The sequence below is a fragment of the Sphingomonas sp. CCH21-G11 genome (assembly GCF_001555965.1).
GTDB lineage: Bacteria > Pseudomonadota > Alphaproteobacteria > Sphingomonadales > Sphingomonadaceae > Sphingomonas.
On the sequence record NZ_LSHX01000042.1, the window covers coordinates 25,822 to 42,640 of the forward strand.

18 protein-coding genes are annotated in these 16,819 nt (G+C 67.4%); 9 read left to right on the forward strand and 9 right to left on the reverse strand.

Annotation, left to right across the window (positions count from 1 at the left end):
- The 4 genes from ribD to gltX form a co-directional block, all read right to left on the reverse strand.
- Nucleotides 1-915 (reverse strand): bifunctional diaminohydroxyphosphoribosylaminopyrimidine deaminase/5-amino-6-(5-phosphoribosylamino)uracil reductase RibD, encoded by a 915-nt coding sequence (gene ribD, locus AX676_RS11935; protein WP_231726090.1) that lies wholly within the window; start codon nt 913-915, stop codon nt 1-3.
- 59 nt (nt 916-974) lie between these two features.
- A complete protein-coding gene (locus AX676_RS11940; RefSeq protein ID WP_066480718.1) occupies nt 975-1,322 on the reverse strand; it encodes a hypothetical protein in 348 nt (115 codons plus the stop codon).
- Nucleotides 1,323-1,387: 65 nt separating this feature from the next.
- A complete protein-coding gene (locus AX676_RS11945; RefSeq protein WP_066480717.1) occupies nt 1,388-2,068 on the reverse strand; it encodes an energy transducer TonB in 681 nt (226 codons plus the stop codon).
- Between the two features lie 144 nt (nt 2,069-2,212).
- On the reverse strand, nt 2,213-3,550 hold the full coding sequence (gene gltX, locus AX676_RS11950) for a glutamate--tRNA ligase (protein WP_066480716.1): 1,338 nt from the start codon (nt 3,548-3,550) through the stop codon (nt 2,213-2,215).
- Between the two features lie 265 nt (nt 3,551-3,815).
- Here gltX and AX676_RS11955 point away from each other — a divergent pair, with 265 nt between their 5' ends.
- Entirely contained in the window at nt 3,816-4,751 is a 936-nt protein-coding gene (locus tag AX676_RS11955; RefSeq protein ID WP_066480713.1) for a ribose-phosphate pyrophosphokinase, read from the forward strand.
- Here the strand turns inward: AX676_RS11955 and AX676_RS11960 are convergent.
- Nucleotides 4,748-5,137 (reverse strand): hypothetical protein, encoded by a 390-nt coding sequence (locus AX676_RS11960; RefSeq protein WP_066480711.1) that lies wholly within the window; start codon nt 5,135-5,137, stop codon nt 4,748-4,750. The two genes, AX676_RS11955 and AX676_RS11960, sit on opposite strands and share 4 nt — an antisense overlap.
- Nucleotides 5,134-5,664: a sterol desaturase family protein gene (locus AX676_RS11965; RefSeq protein ID WP_066480709.1), complete on the reverse strand. Its 531-nt coding sequence runs from the start codon at nt 5,662-5,664 to the stop codon at nt 5,134-5,136. Before AX676_RS11965 ends, AX676_RS11960 begins: the two co-directional genes overlap by 4 nt.
- 55 nt (nt 5,665-5,719) lie before the next feature.
- Between AX676_RS11965 and AX676_RS11970 the strand changes: the two genes are divergently transcribed.
- The 7 genes from AX676_RS11970 to AX676_RS11995 all read left to right on the forward strand — a co-directional run bounded on the left by AX676_RS11970 (nt 5,720) and on the right by AX676_RS11995 (nt 11,287).
- A complete protein-coding gene (locus tag AX676_RS11970; protein ID WP_066480707.1) occupies nt 5,720-6,022 on the forward strand; it encodes a hypothetical protein in 303 nt (100 codons plus the stop codon).
- A gap of 110 nt (nt 6,023-6,132) precedes the next feature.
- On the forward strand, nt 6,133-7,332 hold the full coding sequence (gene sucC, locus AX676_RS11975) for an ADP-forming succinate--CoA ligase subunit beta (protein WP_066480705.1): 1,200 nt from the start codon (nt 6,133-6,135) through the stop codon (nt 7,330-7,332).
- Nucleotides 7,333-7,602, forward strand: a complete 270-nt coding sequence (locus AX676_RS11980) for a hypothetical protein (protein WP_066480703.1) — start codon at nt 7,333-7,335, stop codon at nt 7,600-7,602.
- Nucleotides 7,599-8,348, forward strand: a complete 750-nt coding sequence (locus AX676_RS11985; protein WP_066480702.1) for an electron transfer flavoprotein subunit beta/FixA family protein — start codon at nt 7,599-7,601, stop codon at nt 8,346-8,348. The genes AX676_RS11980 and AX676_RS11985 overlap by 4 nt, the downstream gene beginning before the upstream one ends.
- A complete protein-coding gene (locus AX676_RS11990; protein WP_066480701.1) occupies nt 8,345-9,274 on the forward strand; it encodes an electron transfer flavoprotein subunit alpha/FixB family protein in 930 nt (309 codons plus the stop codon). The genes AX676_RS11985 and AX676_RS11990 overlap by 4 nt, the downstream gene beginning before the upstream one ends.
- Nucleotides 9,275-9,438: 164 nt before the next feature.
- Nucleotides 9,439-10,308 (forward strand): HNH endonuclease, encoded by an 870-nt coding sequence (locus tag AX676_RS17400; RefSeq protein ID WP_082731255.1) that lies wholly within the window; start codon nt 9,439-9,441, stop codon nt 10,306-10,308.
- Nucleotides 10,309-10,354: 46 nt separating this feature from the next.
- Nucleotides 10,355-11,287 (forward strand): carbon-nitrogen hydrolase family protein, encoded by a 933-nt coding sequence (locus AX676_RS11995; protein WP_066480700.1) that lies wholly within the window; start codon nt 10,355-10,357, stop codon nt 11,285-11,287.
- A gap of 38 nt (nt 11,288-11,325) precedes the next feature.
- On the opposite strand, the gene AX676_RS12000 is transcribed toward AX676_RS11995, so the two are convergent.
- Together AX676_RS12000 and nhaA are read right to left on the reverse strand one after the other, a co-directional pair.
- Nucleotides 11,326-12,330, reverse strand: a complete 1,005-nt coding sequence (locus AX676_RS12000; protein ID WP_066480698.1) for a histone deacetylase family protein — start codon at nt 12,328-12,330, stop codon at nt 11,326-11,328.
- Nucleotides 12,331-12,334: 4 nt separating this feature from the next.
- Nucleotides 12,335-13,579 carry a Na+/H+ antiporter NhaA gene (gene nhaA, locus AX676_RS12005; RefSeq protein WP_066480850.1) on the reverse strand — a complete coding sequence of 415 codons (1,245 nt, stop codon included), beginning with the start codon at nt 13,577-13,579 and terminating at the stop codon, nt 12,335-12,337.
- A 79-nt stretch (nt 13,580-13,658) separates the two neighbouring features.
- Between nhaA and AX676_RS12010 the strand changes: the two genes are divergently transcribed.
- Nucleotides 13,659-15,143: a DUF389 domain-containing protein gene (locus AX676_RS12010; RefSeq protein WP_231726596.1), complete on the forward strand. Its 1,485-nt coding sequence runs from the start codon at nt 13,659-13,661 to the stop codon at nt 15,141-15,143.
- A 53-nt stretch (nt 15,144-15,196) separates the two neighbouring features.
- Here the strand turns inward: AX676_RS12010 and AX676_RS12015 are convergent, their stop codons facing one another.
- Nucleotides 15,197-16,804 (reverse strand): lysine--tRNA ligase, encoded by a 1,608-nt coding sequence (locus AX676_RS12015; RefSeq protein WP_066480697.1) that lies wholly within the window; start codon nt 16,802-16,804, stop codon nt 15,197-15,199.
- Nucleotides 16,805-16,819 lie beyond the last annotated feature (15 nt).

Below are 16,819 nucleotides of genomic sequence, written 5' to 3' on the forward strand. Positions count from 1 at the left end.
TCAATTCCTGACGCGCTCGTAGACCTCGACCCGGTCGCTGCCAAGCATCCGCGTGTCGTGCGCCTGCCAGCAGCCGTGCGCGGCATTCAGGTCGGTCAGGCCGATGTCGGGCAGGCTGCGCGCTCCGCCGATCACGATCGGCGCGCGATAGATCAGCAGCCGGTCGACCCGGCCGGCGGCGAGGAACGCCGCCGCCGTCACCGCGCCGCCCTCGACCATCAGATGATTGCCGGGCAATGCGTCGATCCGCTCGACCGCGTCGATCGCGGTCCAGCCCGCCGCATCATCGGGCAAAGGATGGCGGGTCAGCACGATGCGCGCCGGCGATCGCGACGCAAGCCCGGGCAGCCGTACGTCGAGGCGCGGGCGATCGGCGTCAAAGGTGCCGCGCCCGACCAGGATGGCGTCATGGCGGCTGCGCTCGACGTGCGCGTGCGCGCGTGCCGCCTCGCCGGTGATCCACTGGCTGCGCCCGTCCGCCATCGCCACCCCGCCATCGAGCGACAGCGCGAGCTTGAGCGTGACGTGCGGACGACCCAGCTGCTGGCGGGTGAGAAACCCGGCCAGCGAGCGCCGCGAGGCGGAATCGTCAAGCAGTACGACGTCGACCCCGGCGTCGCTCAGCCGCGCCGCCCCCCTGCCGTCGGTGCGCGGATCGGGGTCGCGGACACCGATGACGACGCGGACGATGCCCGCCGCGGGGATCAGGTCGGCGCAGGTCGGACCGCGCGGCGAGGCATGCGCGCACGGCTCCAGCGTCGTGTAAAGCGTCGCCCCCTTCGCCCGTGCGGCCGCCAGTTCGATCGCCTGCGCTTCGGCATGGGGGCGGCCGCCCGGCTGGGTCCAGCCGCGCCCGACGACCACGCCGTCGCGCACGATCACACAGCCGACCGCCGGGTTGGGTGCGCTTCGCACCCGCGCGCGTTCGGCCAGCGCCGCCGCCGCGGCCAGCCAGCGCCGATCGTCGCCTGCGTTCAGATGCCGAGCCGCTCGAGCCGGTCGTCGAGCCGCTTGAACTCGGCCTGGCGCTTCAGCTGACGGGCGCGCAGCTCGGCCGCTCGCTTCTTCTCGGCGATCAGATCGGCCTTCTGCCGGTCGATGATCTCGCGGTCGGTGCGGCTGAGCGGCCAGCTTTCGACATAAAGCACGTCGCGCTTGTACGTCGGCGGGATCGCCGCATCCTTGTAGAGCGCGAACAGGATCGTGCCGGTCACCGCAAACGAGATCACCATGAACCCGATTTCGTGCGGCTTGCGCAACGCGAGGAAGCGACGAAGGTCGCGCCAGGCGCGCAACGGCGAAAGGGATCGGAGAAACGACATCGTGCGCCAAGATAGGGTGGCGGAGCCGTTGAGGCCAGCCCCGCGCAACTGCACCCCCGGCAAGCTCAGCTTTCGAGCTGGAAGCGCACGGTCATCTCACGCCACGCCTCCACCGCGACGCCGTCGCGCGTCGCCGGGCGGAACCGCCAGTATCTGAGCGCGCGGTCGCGCGTCGCGTCGAAAAACGCATCGCTGGTCGCAAAGCTGCGCTCGACCGCCTTGACCCTTCCGTCGGTGCCGATCAGCACGCGCACCGTGACCCGTCCCTCGTTTTCCGCGAAGCGTTCGCGCGACGGATAGATCGGCTGGAAGGCGTCGGCATAGCGGGGATCCACCTGCGCATCGACGAACACCGGCGCCGGCTTGACCGGTTCGATCGCGGTGCCCGCGCCGGTGCCGGTGCCGCCTTCGATCCCGCTGCCCGGAAAGACATCGCCCGTCGGCGGCACCGCGTCGGTGTCGAGCAGATTGGGGCTGGGTTCGACCGGCTTGACGATCGGCTCGCGAATCATCGGCCCGGCGGGCGGCGCGGGGGTCTCGATCTTGCGCTCCACCGGCTTGGGCAGCGGTTCGGGCGGCACGGGGTCGAGCGGCACGAAGATCGTCTTCGTTGTGCGATCGATGATCTTCGTCGCGTCGACTGCACCGATCGCGATCATCACCACGACCATGCCGCCACTCAGTGCGAACGCGCCGGCCAGCGCGACCGGATCGATCCGCTTTCTGCCCAGATAGCCTGCACCCATCTTGCATCTCCCACGCCTCAAGGAAGTGCAATGTTACATCATCTCGTCATCCGATGATATAGAATTACATGACGCGCTGCAGCGTGGCAGTGGCGGTGCCCCCGGTTCGACCAGGGTTACGCGGTGCGCGGCCGTACGCCGGGTCTAGCCGGCAGCGGCGGCGAGCCGCGCGATCGCGCGGTCACGACCGATTAGCGGCAGCAATTCGGCCATGTCCGGGCCGTGTTCACGCCCGGTCAGCGCCAGGCGCAGCGGCAGGAACAGCGCGCGCCCCTTGCGCTCGGTTGCCGCCTTCAGCCCGGCGGTGAGCGCCGCCCAGGGCGCGTTCGACCAGTCGATCTCTCCCGCCATTTTGGCGGCGCGGCGAAGAAAGTCGCGGTCCGTTTCAGCCATCGCGCCGATCGCCGGCGCCGATTCGATCACGCGCCACCAGTCGGCGGCGTCGGCCACCCTTTCCAGATTGGGGCGGATCGCCTGCCACGCGGCCGCGTCCATCCCGTCGGGCAACCGATGGCGGACGGCGGCATAGTCGAGCTGATGGATCAGCCGGGCGTTGAGCTGCGCCAGCTCCGCCTCGTCGAAGCGCGCGGGCGCACGTCCGAAGTGCGACAGGTCGAACTGCTCCGCCAGCGCCTCTGCACTGGCAAAGGGCCGGACCGGATCGCTGGTGCCAATCCGCGCGAGCAGCGACAGGATCGCCATCGGTTCGATGCCGTCCAGCCGGAACTGGTCGCAGCCCAGCGAGCCCAGCCGCTTGGACAATTTGCCCTCCGCGCCGGTCAGCAGCGCGACATGCGCAAAGCGCGGGGGCGCGGCGCCCAGCGCGGCGAACATCTGCAGCTGCGCGGCGGTGTTGGTCACGTGATCCTCGCCGCGCACCACGTCGGTGATGCCCATGTCGATGTCGTCGATCACCGAGGGGAGCAGGTAGAGCCACGACCCGTCGGCGCGGCGGACCACCGGATCGCTCATCAGCGCGGGGTCGAAACGCTGCTGCCCGCGCACGCCGTCATCCCAGACGATCGGGCCGTCATGATTCATCCGGAAACGCCAGTGCGGACGCACGCCCTCGCCCTCCAGCCGCGCGCGATCGGCATCGCTCAGCTTCAGCGCGGCGCGATCATAGACGGGCGGCAGCCCGCGCCCGAGCTGCACCTTGCGCTTGAGGTCGAGTTCCTCGGGCGTTTCATAGGCGGGATAGACGTGCCCGGCCGCCGCGAGCTCGCGGAACCGCCGCTCGTAAAGCGCGAAGCGATCCGACTGACGCACTTCGGCATCCGGACGCATGCCCAGCCAGGCCAGGTCGTCGCGGATCGCCACGACATGGCCCTCGCGCGACCGTTCGGCGTCGGTATCGTCGATGCGCAGAAGAAAGCGCCCGCCCGCACGGCGCGCCGCCATCCAGTTGAGCAGCGCGGTGCGCAGGTTGCCGACATGCAGCTGCCCGGTCGGGCTGGGCGCGAAACGCGTGATGATCGTCATGGGCGTGCGCTCTATGCCGCAGGCGTCCGCGCGGCAATTCGCAATTCAGCGCGCCGGGTGCGCAGTCCGTTCGCAGACCCGCCGCCCTCGGCCTTCCCTTGTTCTGTCTCCCTCCGTCACCCCGGCACGAGTCCGGGGTGACGAGGAGATACAGGTCGGGGCTTTGCGTGCCGAGCAAGGTCGCTCCCTGCCGCGCCCCCTTCCCGTCGCGTGAAAGCACGCTAAAGGGGGCGCAGACCCCAAACTGTCATGGAGACGCGTCGGCATGAAGCTGCTGGCCGGCAATTCGAACCCGCCCCTTGCCGAGGCGATCGCGGGCTATCTGGAACTGCCGTTGACCGCGGCCAATGTGCGCCGTTTCGCCGACGAGGAAATCTTCGTCGAAGTGCTGGAAAATGTGCGTGGCGAGGATGTGTTCGTCCTCCAGTCCACCGCTTATCCCGCCAACGACAATCTGATGGAGATGCTGATCATGATCGACGCGCTGAAACGCGCGTCGGCCAAGCGGATCACCGCGGTCATCCCCTATTTCGGCTATGCCCGCCAGGACCGGAAGCCGGGGCCGCGCACCCCGATCTCGGCCAAGCTGGTCGCCAATCTCATCACCGTCGCCGGGGCCGATCGCGTGCTGTCGGTCGACCTCCATGCCGGCCAGATCCAGGGCTTTTTCGACATCCCGACCGACAATCTCTACAGCGCGCCGGTGATGTCCGCCGACATCGAGACGCGCTTCGGCGACAAGAACCTGATGGTCGTCTCCCCCGATGTCGGCGGCGTGGTGCGTGCCCGCGCGCTCGCCAAGCGGCTCGGCAACGCGCCGCTCGCCATCGTCGACAAGCGCCGCGAGCGACCCGGCGAATCGGAGGTGATGAACATCATTGGCGACGTCGCGGGACGGTTCTGCGTCCTGATCGACGACATCGTCGATTCGGCCGGCACGCTCTGCAACGCCGCGGCGGCGCTGAAGGCGGCGGGCGCGGAAGGGGTCGTCGCCTATTGCACGCACGGCGTCCTGTCGGGCGGCGCGGTGGCGCGCGTCGATGCCTCGGCGCTCGAGGAGCTGGTCATCACCGATTCGATCGGCAACCATGCGATCGTCACCGGCGCGCAGCGGATCCGCCATCTGACCATCGCGCCGCTGCTTGCCGAGGCGATCCGCCGCATCGCCGAGGAAGCGTCGGTCTCCAGCCTGTTCGATTAGCCGCGGCCGGCGGTCAGCCGCAGCAGCACCAGCACGCCCGCCGCCACGAACCCGGCCAACGCCAGCACGGCATAAGTCAGCGTTTCCAGCAGGCGCGCGATCCGCTCGATCGCGCCGTCGCGTGCGGCACCCGACATCGCGACGGGCCGCTCGCCCGGCGACGGCGGCGTCGGCGCTGCATCTTCGTCCCCGGCACGCCCGTCGGTCAGCAGTGGCGCGTCGGGTGCGGAGGGTACCGGCATCGACACACTGTTGCCGGTGGCGCCTTCCCCGGCACCGACGGGTGTCGTCGCCGACAGCGACGCGATCGCCTGGATCAACGCAAAGGTGGCGAGCCCGCTGACGATCAGGAACAGCGTGCGCCCCAGCCAGTCGGCGATGCTCACGCCTCGACTTCGTCCAGCACCGCCGGATTGACGCGCACCGGCGCGCGGACACCCGCGCGGCCACGCCGCTTCAGCTCGGCCTTCAGCGCCTCGGGCTTCGGCGCCCACAGGAATCCGAAGCTGACCGTGCCGTGCTTGGTCTCGACCGCATGGTGCAGCCGGTGGGCGGAGATGATCCGCTTCATATAGGCCGACTTCGGCAGATAGCGGTGGTTCAGCCGACGATGGACGATGATGTCGTGAAAGCCGAGATAGATCGCGCCATAGCCCGCGATTCCCGCACCGACCCATAGCGTCCATTCCGGCCAGCCGGCATAGACGCCACCCACCAGCAGCGTGATCGACGGGGTCGCGAACAGCACGAAATACAGGTCGTTCAGCTCCCAGTTGCCGGTGCGCGGGCGGTGATGGCTTTCGTGCAGGAACCAGCCCGGCCCGTGCATCAGCCAGCGATGCGCGACATAGGCGAATCCCTCCATACCCAGGATGGTCGCGACGAAGATGAGAAGGCCGGTTGCGAGCTGCATGAGCGCGATATAGCGATGCCGTCCGATGAACGCGAGACGTCCTGAAGCCCGGGTGATGCGTGTTGCCACGCTTGCGGCCGCGTTGCTCGCCCTGACCGGCTGTGCCGTCCCGGAGGCCCGGCTGCGCAGCGGGCTGCAACGCGCCGGGGTACGGCCGGCGCTCGCCGCCTGCATGGCCGAACGGATGGTCGACCGGCTGTCGCTCGCCCAGCTCGCGCGGCTCGGCGACCTGCCCGATGCTGACGAGTCGCGCGATGTCGGCGAATTTCTTCGCCGGGTGCGCGCATTGCGCGACCCCGAAATCCTTGCCGTTACGTCAAGCTCGGCGGCGCTGTGCGCCACCGGCATCGCGCGCTGATCGGGCCGGCGGACGCACGCGTCTTTCCCCCGGCACGGGTTTGATTCACGCCCGCCACTGTGCTTTAGGCCACCGCAATCACCCGCGCTGATCGAGGAAGGCCGCACCCCATGAACATCCATGAATATCAGGCCAAGGAACTGCTGGCGAAGTTCGGTGTGCCCGTGCCCGCCGGTCGTGCCGCGATGAGCGTCGAGGAGGCCGTGGCGGCATCGAAGAAGCTGCCGGGGCCGCTTTATGTGGTGAAGGCCCAGATCCATGCCGGTGGGCGCGGCAAGGGCAAGTTCAAGGAATTGCCGCCCGAGGCCAAGGGTGGCGTCCGCCTCGCCCGCACCGAGGACGAGGTGCGCGCGGCAGCGAGCGAGATGCTCGGCAACACGCTGGTCACGATCCAGACGGGCGAGGCCGGCAAGCAGGTCAACCGCCTCTACGTCACCGACGGCGTCGACATCGATCGCGAATTCTACCTCGCGCTGCTCGTCAACCGCGCCAGCGGCCGGATCGGCATGGTCGTTTCGACCGAGGGCGGCATGGACATCGAAACCGTCGCCCATGACACGCCGGAGAAAATCCACACGATCGACATCGATCCCGCGACCGGCTTCATGCCGCATCACGGCCGCGCCGTCGCCGCCGCGCTCGGCCTGACCGACGACCTCGCCAAGCAGGCCGCGTCGACCGCATCGAAGCTCTACGACGCGTTTCTGGGCACCGACGCCGCGCAGATCGAGATCAACCCTCTCGCGGTCACCACCGACGGCAAGCTGATGGTGCTCGATGCCAAGGTCGGCTTCGATTCGAACGCGATGTTCCGTCACAAGGACCTGATGGACCTGCGCGACGAGACCGAGGAGGACCCGGCGGAGCTCGAAGCCTCGAAATACGACCTCGCCTATATCAAGCTCGACGGCGACATCGGTTGCATGGTCAACGGCGCGGGCCTCGCCATGGCGACGATGGACATCATCAAGCTCAACGGCATGTTCCCGGCCAACTTCCTCGACGTCGGCGGCGGCGCATCGAAGGAGAAGGTGACGGCCGCATTCAAGATCATCCTGAGCGATCCGGCGGTGAAGGGCATCCTGGTCAACATCTTCGGCGGCATCATGCGCTGCGACATCATCGCCGAAGGGATCGTCGCCGCGGCCAAGGAAGTGAACCTGTCGGTCCCGCTGGTCGTCCGCCTCGAAGGCACCAATGTTGAACAGGGCAAGGCGATCCTGGCCAATTCGGGCCTGGCAATCGTGCCGGCGAACGACCTGGGCGATGCGGCACAGAAGATCGTGGCGGAAGTGAAGCGGGCGGCGTGAATGGGAATGGTCAGTGGCATTGCGTCCCTACTACTATTGACCGTCGCCATCATCGGCCCGATCGTCGTGTTGATTTTTGGCGCTCGTCTCGTGAAGTGGTTGCTCATCGCATTGTTCGTGGCAGGAACTGTCGGAATACCGCTGGCCGCCGCGAGTGAACCCGTTGAATTTCGAGGATCGGCACTCATCATAAGCGTGCTGATTTTCACTTTTGGACTTGTTGCAATTAACATCGCTGGCGCGTTGAAAGCGCCGAGGAGAGTGCAATGAAGGTGCTGGTGCCCGTCAAGCGCGTGCTTGACTATAACGTAAAGCCCCGAGTGAAGGCCGACGGGTCGGGCGTCGACCTGGCCAACGTCAAGATGAGCATGAACCCCTTCGACGAGATCGCGGTCGAGGAAGCCATCCGCCTGAAGGAAAAGGGCGTGGCGACCGAGATCGTCGTCGTTTCGGTGGGCGAAGCCAAGGCCCAGGAAACGCTGCGCACCGCGCTCGCCATGGGCGCCGACCGCGCGATCCTGGTCACGCATGACGGCCCGGTCGAGCCGCTGGGCGTCGCCAAGCTGCTCGCCAAGATCGCGGCCGAGGAGGCGCCCGGCCTGATCATCCTGGGCAAGCAGGCGATCGACGACGACAACAACCAGACCGGCCAGATGCTGGGCGCACTGCTCGGCTGGGCGCAGGGCACGTTTGCCAGCAAGGTCGAGGTGAGCGGCGAGACCGTGGCCGTCACGCGCGAGATCGACGGTGGCCTCGAAACCGTATCGCTCAAGCTGCCGGCGATCGTTACCACCGACTTGCGGCTCAACGAACCGCGCTATGCCTCGCTGCCCAACATCATGAAGGCGAAGTCCAAGCCGCTCGCGCAGAAGACCCCGGCCGATTACGGCGTCGACCTGACCCCGCGGCTGACCGTCGTGTCGGTCGCCGAGCCGCCCAAGCGCCAGGCAGGCGTCAAGGTTGCCGATGTCGATGAGCTGGTGACGAAGCTGAAGGCGATGGGAGTGGCGAAGTGAAGACTCTGGTTCTGGTCGAACATGACGGTCAGTCCGTCAAGGATGCCACGCTCGCCGCGGTGACCGCTGCGGGCAAGCTGGGCGAGGTCCATCTGCTCGTCGCGGGCGAAAATGTCGGCGCGGTTGCCGGCGAAGCCGCGAAGATCGCGGGCGTCAGCAAGGTGCATGTCGCCGACGATGCGGCCTTTGGCCATGGGCTGGCGGAAAACGTCGCGCCGCTCGCCGCCGAGCTGATGGGCCATCACGACGTGTTCGTGGCCCCCGCCACCACCAGCGGCAAGAACATCGCGCCGCGCGTCGCCGCGCTGCTCGACGTCATGCAGATCTCCGAGATCCTGTCGGTCGAGGGGCCCGACACCTTCACCCGCCCGATCTATGCCGGCGCGGCGATCGCGACGGTCAAGTCGTCGGACGCCAAGAAGGTTATCACCGTGCGCGGCACCGCGTTCGACAAGGCCGCGCGCGAAGGCGGCAGCGCGGAGATCGAGAATGTCGCCTCCACCGGCGACAAGGGCCTGTCGAACTTCGTCTCCGCCGAGCTTGCCCAGTCGGCGCGGCCCGAGCTGACCAGCGCCAAGGTGATCGTCTCGGGCGGTCGCGCGCTGGGGTCGGAAGAGCAGTTCCACGCGCTGATCGATCCGCTCGCCGACAAGCTCGGCGCCGGCGTCGGGGCCAGCCGCGCGGCGGTCGACGCGGGCTATGCCCCCAACGACTATCAGGTCGGCCAGACCGGCAAGATCGTCGCCCCCGAAGTCTATGTCGCGGTCGGCATTTCGGGTGCGATCCAGCACTTGGCCGGCATGAAGGATTCCAAGACGATCGTCGCGATCAACAAGGACGAGGACGCCCCGATCTTCCAGGTCGCGGACCTCGGCCTGGTCGGCGACCTGTTCAAGGTCGTCCCGGAGCTGACGGAGAAGCTGTAGCCGAAGCGGCAGGTCGGCAACTCCGTTGCCGACCGTTGCGCGCAAAGCGAAGCGCGCGTGCGGCGGCTCGGCCGGCCGGCGCGGCATCAAACCGCGACCGACGACGCGGGATTTATTCCCGCGTCGGTCTTTCCTTCTGAATCGGCGCATTACATGATGCCGCGGTGTCTCACGGCGTCTTCATCTACAAGGAAGGGTCGATCTACGACGACTCGCCTGCCGTCCGATATCATTTCCCGAGACAGTATCTCGAACGCGCCCGGGCGTTTGTCGGCGATTGGATCGTCTATTACGAACCGATCAAAGAGCGTGCCTCTAGAGGATATTGGGCAGTTGCACGTGTAAGCGACATTACCTCTGACCCGTCGCAGCCCGGCATGTACTACGCGTGGATCGATCCCGGAAGCTTCCTTCAGTTCAGCACTTTCGTGCCCCGTATGATCAATGGGGAGATTGTTGAATCGGGTCTTGCAAATGCGCAGTGGTCTATCAGGCCTCTGTCGAATGACGACTTTAGCAAAATAATCCGACTTGGCTTGCCCGATGAAGATGATTTGCTGCCTCGGGCAATGTGGTCCGACTCGAACACCTTGAAAGACAACCGGCTTGATTTTGATTTTGGAGATCGAGCCAGGCAATCGCGACTTCTTTCCAGACCGGTGCGCGATCGCGCCTTCAGGCGATCGGTATTGCGGGCTTATGGTGAGCGCTGCGCCATCACGGGCCTTAAGTTGATCAATGGCGGCGGCAGAGCCGAGGTAGAAGCGGCTCACATTCAATCAGTCGCGGATAATGGACCTGATATGGTCGCAAACGGACTTGCCCTGTCAGGCACGATCCATTGGGCATTTGATCGAGGCCTCATTTCGCTCGACGACAGCCTGGAGATTATTGTTTCGAGGCATATCAACGACCGGGGCAGCATCGAAGCGTTGATCAACGCGGATGGCCACGCCCGGCTGCCCGCCGATATAAGGGAACGTCCGCATCCCGCCTTTTTGAAATGGCACCGCGAACATTGTTTGAAACGATAGGCGTGCGCCGATTGCAGCAGTTCGCCAGTCCCCAAGGAGTGCCGGCATGACCACGCACCGCATCGCCGTCGTCCAGGCAGGCAGTACCCTGTTCGACACCCCCGCCACGCTCGACCGCATGGCGCGGCATGTCGCTGCGCTGAAGGATGCGGGGGTCGAGCTTGCCGTCTTCCCGGAAGCCTATGTCGGCGGGTATCCCAAGGGGCTCGATTTCGGTGCGCGGGTCGGGTCGCGCACCCCGGCGGGCCGCGATGATTTCGCGCGCTATCATGCCGCGGCGATCGACGTTCCCGGCCCCGAAACCGCGCGGATCGGCGAAATGGCAGCCGCCGCCGGGCTGACGCTGGTTACCGGCGTCATCGAGCGCGACGGGGGAACGCTCTATTGCACCGCGCTCACCTTCGGCCCCGACGGCACGCTGATCGCCCGCCACCGCAAGCTGATGCCGACCGCCAGCGAGCGGCTGATCTGGGGTCAGGGCGACGGGTCGACGCTGCCGGTGGTCGACACGCAGGTGGGTCGCGTCGCGGCCGCGATCTGCTGGGAAAACTATATGCCCGCGCTCCGCCAATATTATCACGCCGCGGGTGTTCAGCTCTATTGTGCGCCGACCGTCGACGATCGCGACATGTGGCCCGTGTCGATGCGCCACATCGCCTATGAAGGCCGCTGTTTCGTGCTCAGCGCCTGCCAGTTCATGACCCGCGCCGATGCCCCCGCCGACTATGACTGCATCCAGGGCGATGACCCCGCAACCGTGCTGATCCGCGGCGGCAGCATGATCGTCTCGCCGTTGGGGGAGGTCCTGGCCGGCCCGGTCTATGGCGCGGAGGCGGTACTGCTCGCCGATATCGACCCGGGCGACATCGCGCACGGCAAGTACGACCTCGACGTTGCCGGCCATTATGCGCGACCCGACATCTTCGAGCTGCGCGTCGACACCCGCGCCCGCCCGCCGGTCCGCACAACCGACGGATAGCCGCGGTCGGGCGTGTTTCAGCGGGGCTGAAAACGAGTCTAGAACCCGCTCAGGAAGCTCGCGACGTTCGCGCCCAGCGCGTCGACGGCATAGCCGCCCTCCATCACGATCACCGTCGGCCACCCGCACGCGGCGATGTCGCGTGCGATCGGGGCATAGTCGGCGGTGGCCAGCCGGAAATGGCTGATCGGATCGCCGATGAAGGTGTCGGCACCAAAGCTCACGACCAGGAGCCCCGGCGCGAAACGGGCGATCGCGTCGAGCGCGGTCGCATGCGCCGCGCGGAACGCGTCGATCCCGGTGCCCTGCGGCAGCGGCAGGTTGAGCGTCGCGCCCTCGCCCGCGCCCGCGCCGACCTCGTCGCCGTGCCCCCAGTAGAAGGGATAGTCGGTCGCCGGGTCGGCATGGACGCTGGCGTAGAACACATCGCCACGCTCCCAGAAGATATCCTGGGTGCCATTGCCGTGGTGATAGTCGATGTCGAGGATCGCCACCCGCGCCACGCCGGCATCGCGCGCCGCCTGTGCCACGACGGCGGCATGGTTGAGGTAGCAATAGCCGCCGCAATAGTCCGCACCCGCATGGTGGCCGGGCGGACGCGACAGGGCAAAGGCCGTGCGCTCGCCCGCCAGCACCGCGTCGAGCGCCGACAAGGCCGACTGGGTCGCGCCATAGCTGGCGGCATAGGTCGCCGCCATGATCGGGGTCGACGCATCGAAGCTGAACTGGCCGATCCGCGCATCGATGCGGCTCAGCTTCAGCGGCCGACGGCCGACCACCGGCCAGACATAGCCGATCACATCGCCGCCGCGCCCCGCCGCCGCCCACTCGGCCGCCGCACCCTGCAGGAAATCCAGATAGTCGCCGCCATGCACCGCGCGGATCGCCGCGTCGCCGTGATCGACCGGCGGTGCTGCCCCGCCGATTGCATCCAGGATGGCGCGGGCACGCGCGGGAACCTCGGCATAGGGCGTCCAGCCGCCATTGTGCAGTTCCTGCACGGGCGCGTGGGCAAGCTGGCCGGGATCGAAAAAGGCGTGCATGCGATCAGAGCCCCGCCACTTCGCGCAATGCTGCTTCCTGCTTGGCTGCGCGCTCGGCCGCGGTGTCCGCGCCGCGCAGGATCAGGTAGCCCGCGACCGCCGACAGGATCGACCCGAGCAGCACGCCGATCTTGACCTCGTCGATCAGCAGTTCGTTGCCGGGAAAGGCGAGGCCGCCGATGAACAGGCTCATCGTGAAACCGATGCCGGCCAGCATCGCGACGCCATAGATCTGGGTCCAGCTGGCCCCGCCCGGACGTTCGGCGATGCCCAGCTTCACCGCGCCCCAGATCGCTGCGAAAATCCCGAACTGCTTGCCCAGGAACAGGCCGAGCAGCACCGCGAGCGGCAGCGGTTCGAGGATGATCGCGGGGCTCAGTCCGGAAAGCGAGACCCCGGCATTGGCAAAGCCGAACACGGGGACGACCAGATAGGCGACCCAGCCGTGCAGCGCATGCTCCAGCCGGTGGAGCGGCGACTCATGCGCGTCGGGCGTGCCGGGCGTCTTGACGATCGGGATCATCATCGCGGTCAGCACGCCCGCGATCGTCGCGTGGACGCCCGACAGGAAAACGAAGTACCACAGGACCAAGCCGAGCAGCAGATAGGGCCAGAGCCGCAGCACGTTCGACTTGTTGAGCGCGTACATCACCGCCATCACCACCGCCGCGCCGAGCAGCGCCAGCGATTTCAACCCCGCCGTATAGGCAAGCGCGATGATCAGCACCGCGCCCATGTCGTCGACGATCGCGACCGTGGTCAGGAACAGCTTGAGCGACGCGGGGGCGCGCTTGCCCAGGATCGCGAGCACGCCGATGGCGAACGCGATGTCGGTCGCCGCCGGGATCGCCCAGCCCTGCGCCAGCGCCGCGTCGCCGCGGGTCACCGCCAGATAGACCAGCGCGGGCACCACCATGCCGGCGGCCGCCGCGATGAAGGGCAGGCGGCGGCGCTCCCAGGTGGCAAGCCGCCCGTCAACGAACTCGCGCTTGATCTCGAGCCCGACGAACAGGAAGAACACCGCCATCAGCGCGTCGTTGACCCACAGGTGGATGGTCATCGGCCCGTATTTCGGACTAATCACCGGCCCGGTTTCCAGGTGGAGCAGGTGGAAATACGCTTCCGACATCGCGTCCAGATTGGCGATCACCATCGCCAGCGCCGCCGCCGCGATCAGGATGATCCCGCCGGCCGCCTCGCTTTTCAGGAACTGACGCAATGCCGAATTGCCGCCCCGGCGTGCCGTCATCCCGCTTCCCCCGTCCATTGCCTTGTCCGACCCTCGTAGATGCTGGCCCCGGTCGAGAAAACCCCTTACCGAGCGCAAGATGGAGTTGCCCCACATGGTCGCCCGGCTCAACCCGATGTTCCGTTGGTGGCTCGACCATGTCGTGACCAGCGTCGACCACAACCGCGTCATGGACCGGGTGCGCGACGATGCGGGGTGGAGCGGCCGATACGCCTTCATGGTGCTGATGTCGGCGGGCATCGCGGTGCTCGGGCTGCTGCTTTCGTCGCCGGCGGTGGTGATCGGCGCGATGCTGATCTCGCCGCTGATGGGGCCGATTATCGGGCTGGGCTTCGGCCTGGCCACCTTCGATTCGGACGAGATCCGGACTTCGGCGAGCGCGCTGGCGCTCGGCACGGTGCTCGCGATCCTGTTTACCGCCGCGCTCGTCCTCATCTCGCCGCTCCAGAACGTGACCGACGAGATCGCGGCGCGGACCCGGCCCAACCTGTTCGATCTGATGGTCGCGTTGTTTTCCGCGCTCGCGGGTGCCTATGCGATGGTGCGCGGACGCGAGGGCACGGTGGTGGGCGTGGCGATCGCCACCGCGTTGATGCCGCCGCTCGCGGTCGTCGGCTTCGGCCTGGCGACGACCAACTGGACGGTGTTCGGCGGCGCGCTGCTGCTGTTCCTCACCAACCTGATGACGATCGCGCTCGCCGCCGCGGTGATGGCGCGGCTCTATGGCTTCGGCTCGCACCTGACGCCGCAGCACACCCTGTTGCAGACGGTGCTGGTCATCGGCAGCTTCGTCGCGCTGGCGATCCCGCTCGGGCTGTCGCTGCGCCAGATCGCTTGGGAGACCGCGTCGTCACGGACCGCGCGCGAGGTCGTCGCGGCGCAATTCGCCGGCGACGCGCGGCTGAGCCAGATCGAGATCAACTATGCCCGCGATCCGATCAGCGTCGCCGCCGTGGTGCTGACCCCCAAGATCGAGCCGCAGGCCGAGCGCGCGGCGGCGGCGCGGCTGACCGACCTGCTCGACCGGCCGGTGCGCGTCAGCCTGGAACAATATCGCGTCGGCACCAGCGCGCAGGCGGAGGCCGCGCAGATCGCAGCGGCGCGCGGCGGGCCGGCCGGGGCCGCGGGGGACCGCGTCACCCAGCGCATCGTCGCCCAGCTGGCGGTCGCCGCCGGCGTGGCGAGCGACCAGATCCTGGTCGATCCGGCCAATCACCGCATCCTCGTCAACGCGACCCCGTTGCCCGGCGCGACGATGGCGGCATATCGCACGCTGGAGGCGCGCGTCGGCAGCGGCGCCAGCGGCTGGTCGGTCGAGCTCGTGCCGCCGATGGTCGCGCTGGGGCCCGTCGGCTTTGACGGCGACGAACCCGATACGGCGGGTGCAGATGCGATCGCCACCGCGATCTGGGCGGGGCAGCGGCTGAAGCTGCCCGTCACCGTCACTGGCCCCGCCGAGCCCGCCGGGCTGGTCGCCGAGCGGCTGACCGCAGCGGGGGTCGCCGCGACGGTCGAGCCTTCGGGCGGCGAGGTGCGGCTCGCCTGGGCGCTGCCGGTGGAGTGAGCCGGTCCTGATAAATCCGTCACCCGGGTCGAGCCCGGGGCGACGAACAGGGTTCAGCCGTCCGCGCCCGCTTTCGCCAGCGCGTCGGCGATCAGCCTGCGGCTGTTCTCGATACCGTAGAGCGCGATGAAGCTGCCCATGCGCGGGCCCTGCGCACTGCCGAGCAGCGTTTCATAGAGCGCGCGGAACCAGTCGCGGAGATTGTCGAACCCGGCGGTCTTGCCGATCTCGTACACCTCGTTCTGGATCGCTTCGGCATGGGCACCGGCGGGCAGCGCGGCGAGCACCGCGTCGAGACGGCGCAGCGCCTCGATCTCGACTCCTTCGGGCGCGCGGCGGACCAGGGTGGGGGCGACGACATCGCGGTTATAGGCGAGCGCCCGGTCGATCAGCGCGTCGAGCGCGGGATGGCTCTCCGGCGTCGCATCGGCGACATAGTTGCCGAGATAACCCCACACCTGCGCGCGCGTCGCCGCCGCACCCATCACCCCGACCAGGTTGAGCAGCAGGCCGAACGTCACCGGCAGTCCGGCGACCGGCGGCGGGCCGTTGTGGATGTGGTGGACCGGATTGCCGAGCCGTTGTTCGATCGGCTGGTCGGCATAGTTGCCCGCGAACTGCCAATAGTCGTCGACCGCACGCGGGATGACGCCCATGTGCAGCGCCTTCGCCTTTTTCGGCTCGCGATAGATGTAGAAGGCCAGGCTCTCGTCGGTGCCATAGGTCAGCCATTGGTCGAGGCTGAGCCCGTTGCCCTTGGACTTCGAGATCTTCTCGCCCTTCTCGTCCAGGAACATCTCGTAATTGAAGCCCTCGGGCGGGCGGCCGCCGAGCACGCGGGCGATCTTGCCCGACTGAATGACCGAATCGATCAGGTCCTTGCCCGCCATTTCGTAATCGACGCCGAGCGCCACCCAGCGCATCGCCCAGTCGACCTTCCACTGCAGCTTGGCCCCGCCCGACAGGATCGACTGCTCGATCACGTCGCCGTCGTCGGTGAAGCGCACGATCCCCGCATCGGCGTCGACGACCTCGACCGGGACCTGGAGCACCACGCCCGACTTCGGGCTGATCGGCAGGACGGGCGAATAGGTCGCCCGGCGCTCGGCGCGCAGCGTCGGCAGCATCACGTCCATGATCGCCTGATAGTGGCGCAGCACCGCGCGCAGCGCGTCGTCGAAGCGGCCGGACGTGTAGTAATCGGTCGAAGACGCGAAGACATAGTCAAAGCCGAAGCGGTCGAGAAATTCGCGCAGCATGGCATTATTGTGCGCAGCAAAACTTTCGAACCGGCCGAACGGGTCGGGCACCCGTGTCAGCGGATGTCCCAGATATTGCTGCAGCATTTCGGGGTTGGGGACATTGTCGGGCACCTTGCGCAGGCCGTCCATATCGTCGGAAAAGGCGATCAGCCGGGTGGGCTGATCCGACAGGGTTTCAAATGCCCGCCGCACCATCGTTGTGCGCAGCACTTCGTTGAAGGTGCCGATATGCGGTAGCCCCGAGGGGCCGTAGCCGGTTTCGAACAGCACCGCGTCGACCCGTCCATCCTTGGCCGGCTTGCCGTCGGGATAGCGCTTCAAAAGCTTGCGCGCCTCCTCAAAGGGCCAGGCCTTGGAGTCGAGCGCGGCGGCGCGGAGTGCGGAATCAATCTTGGTCATGGTGCGATGCCCTTG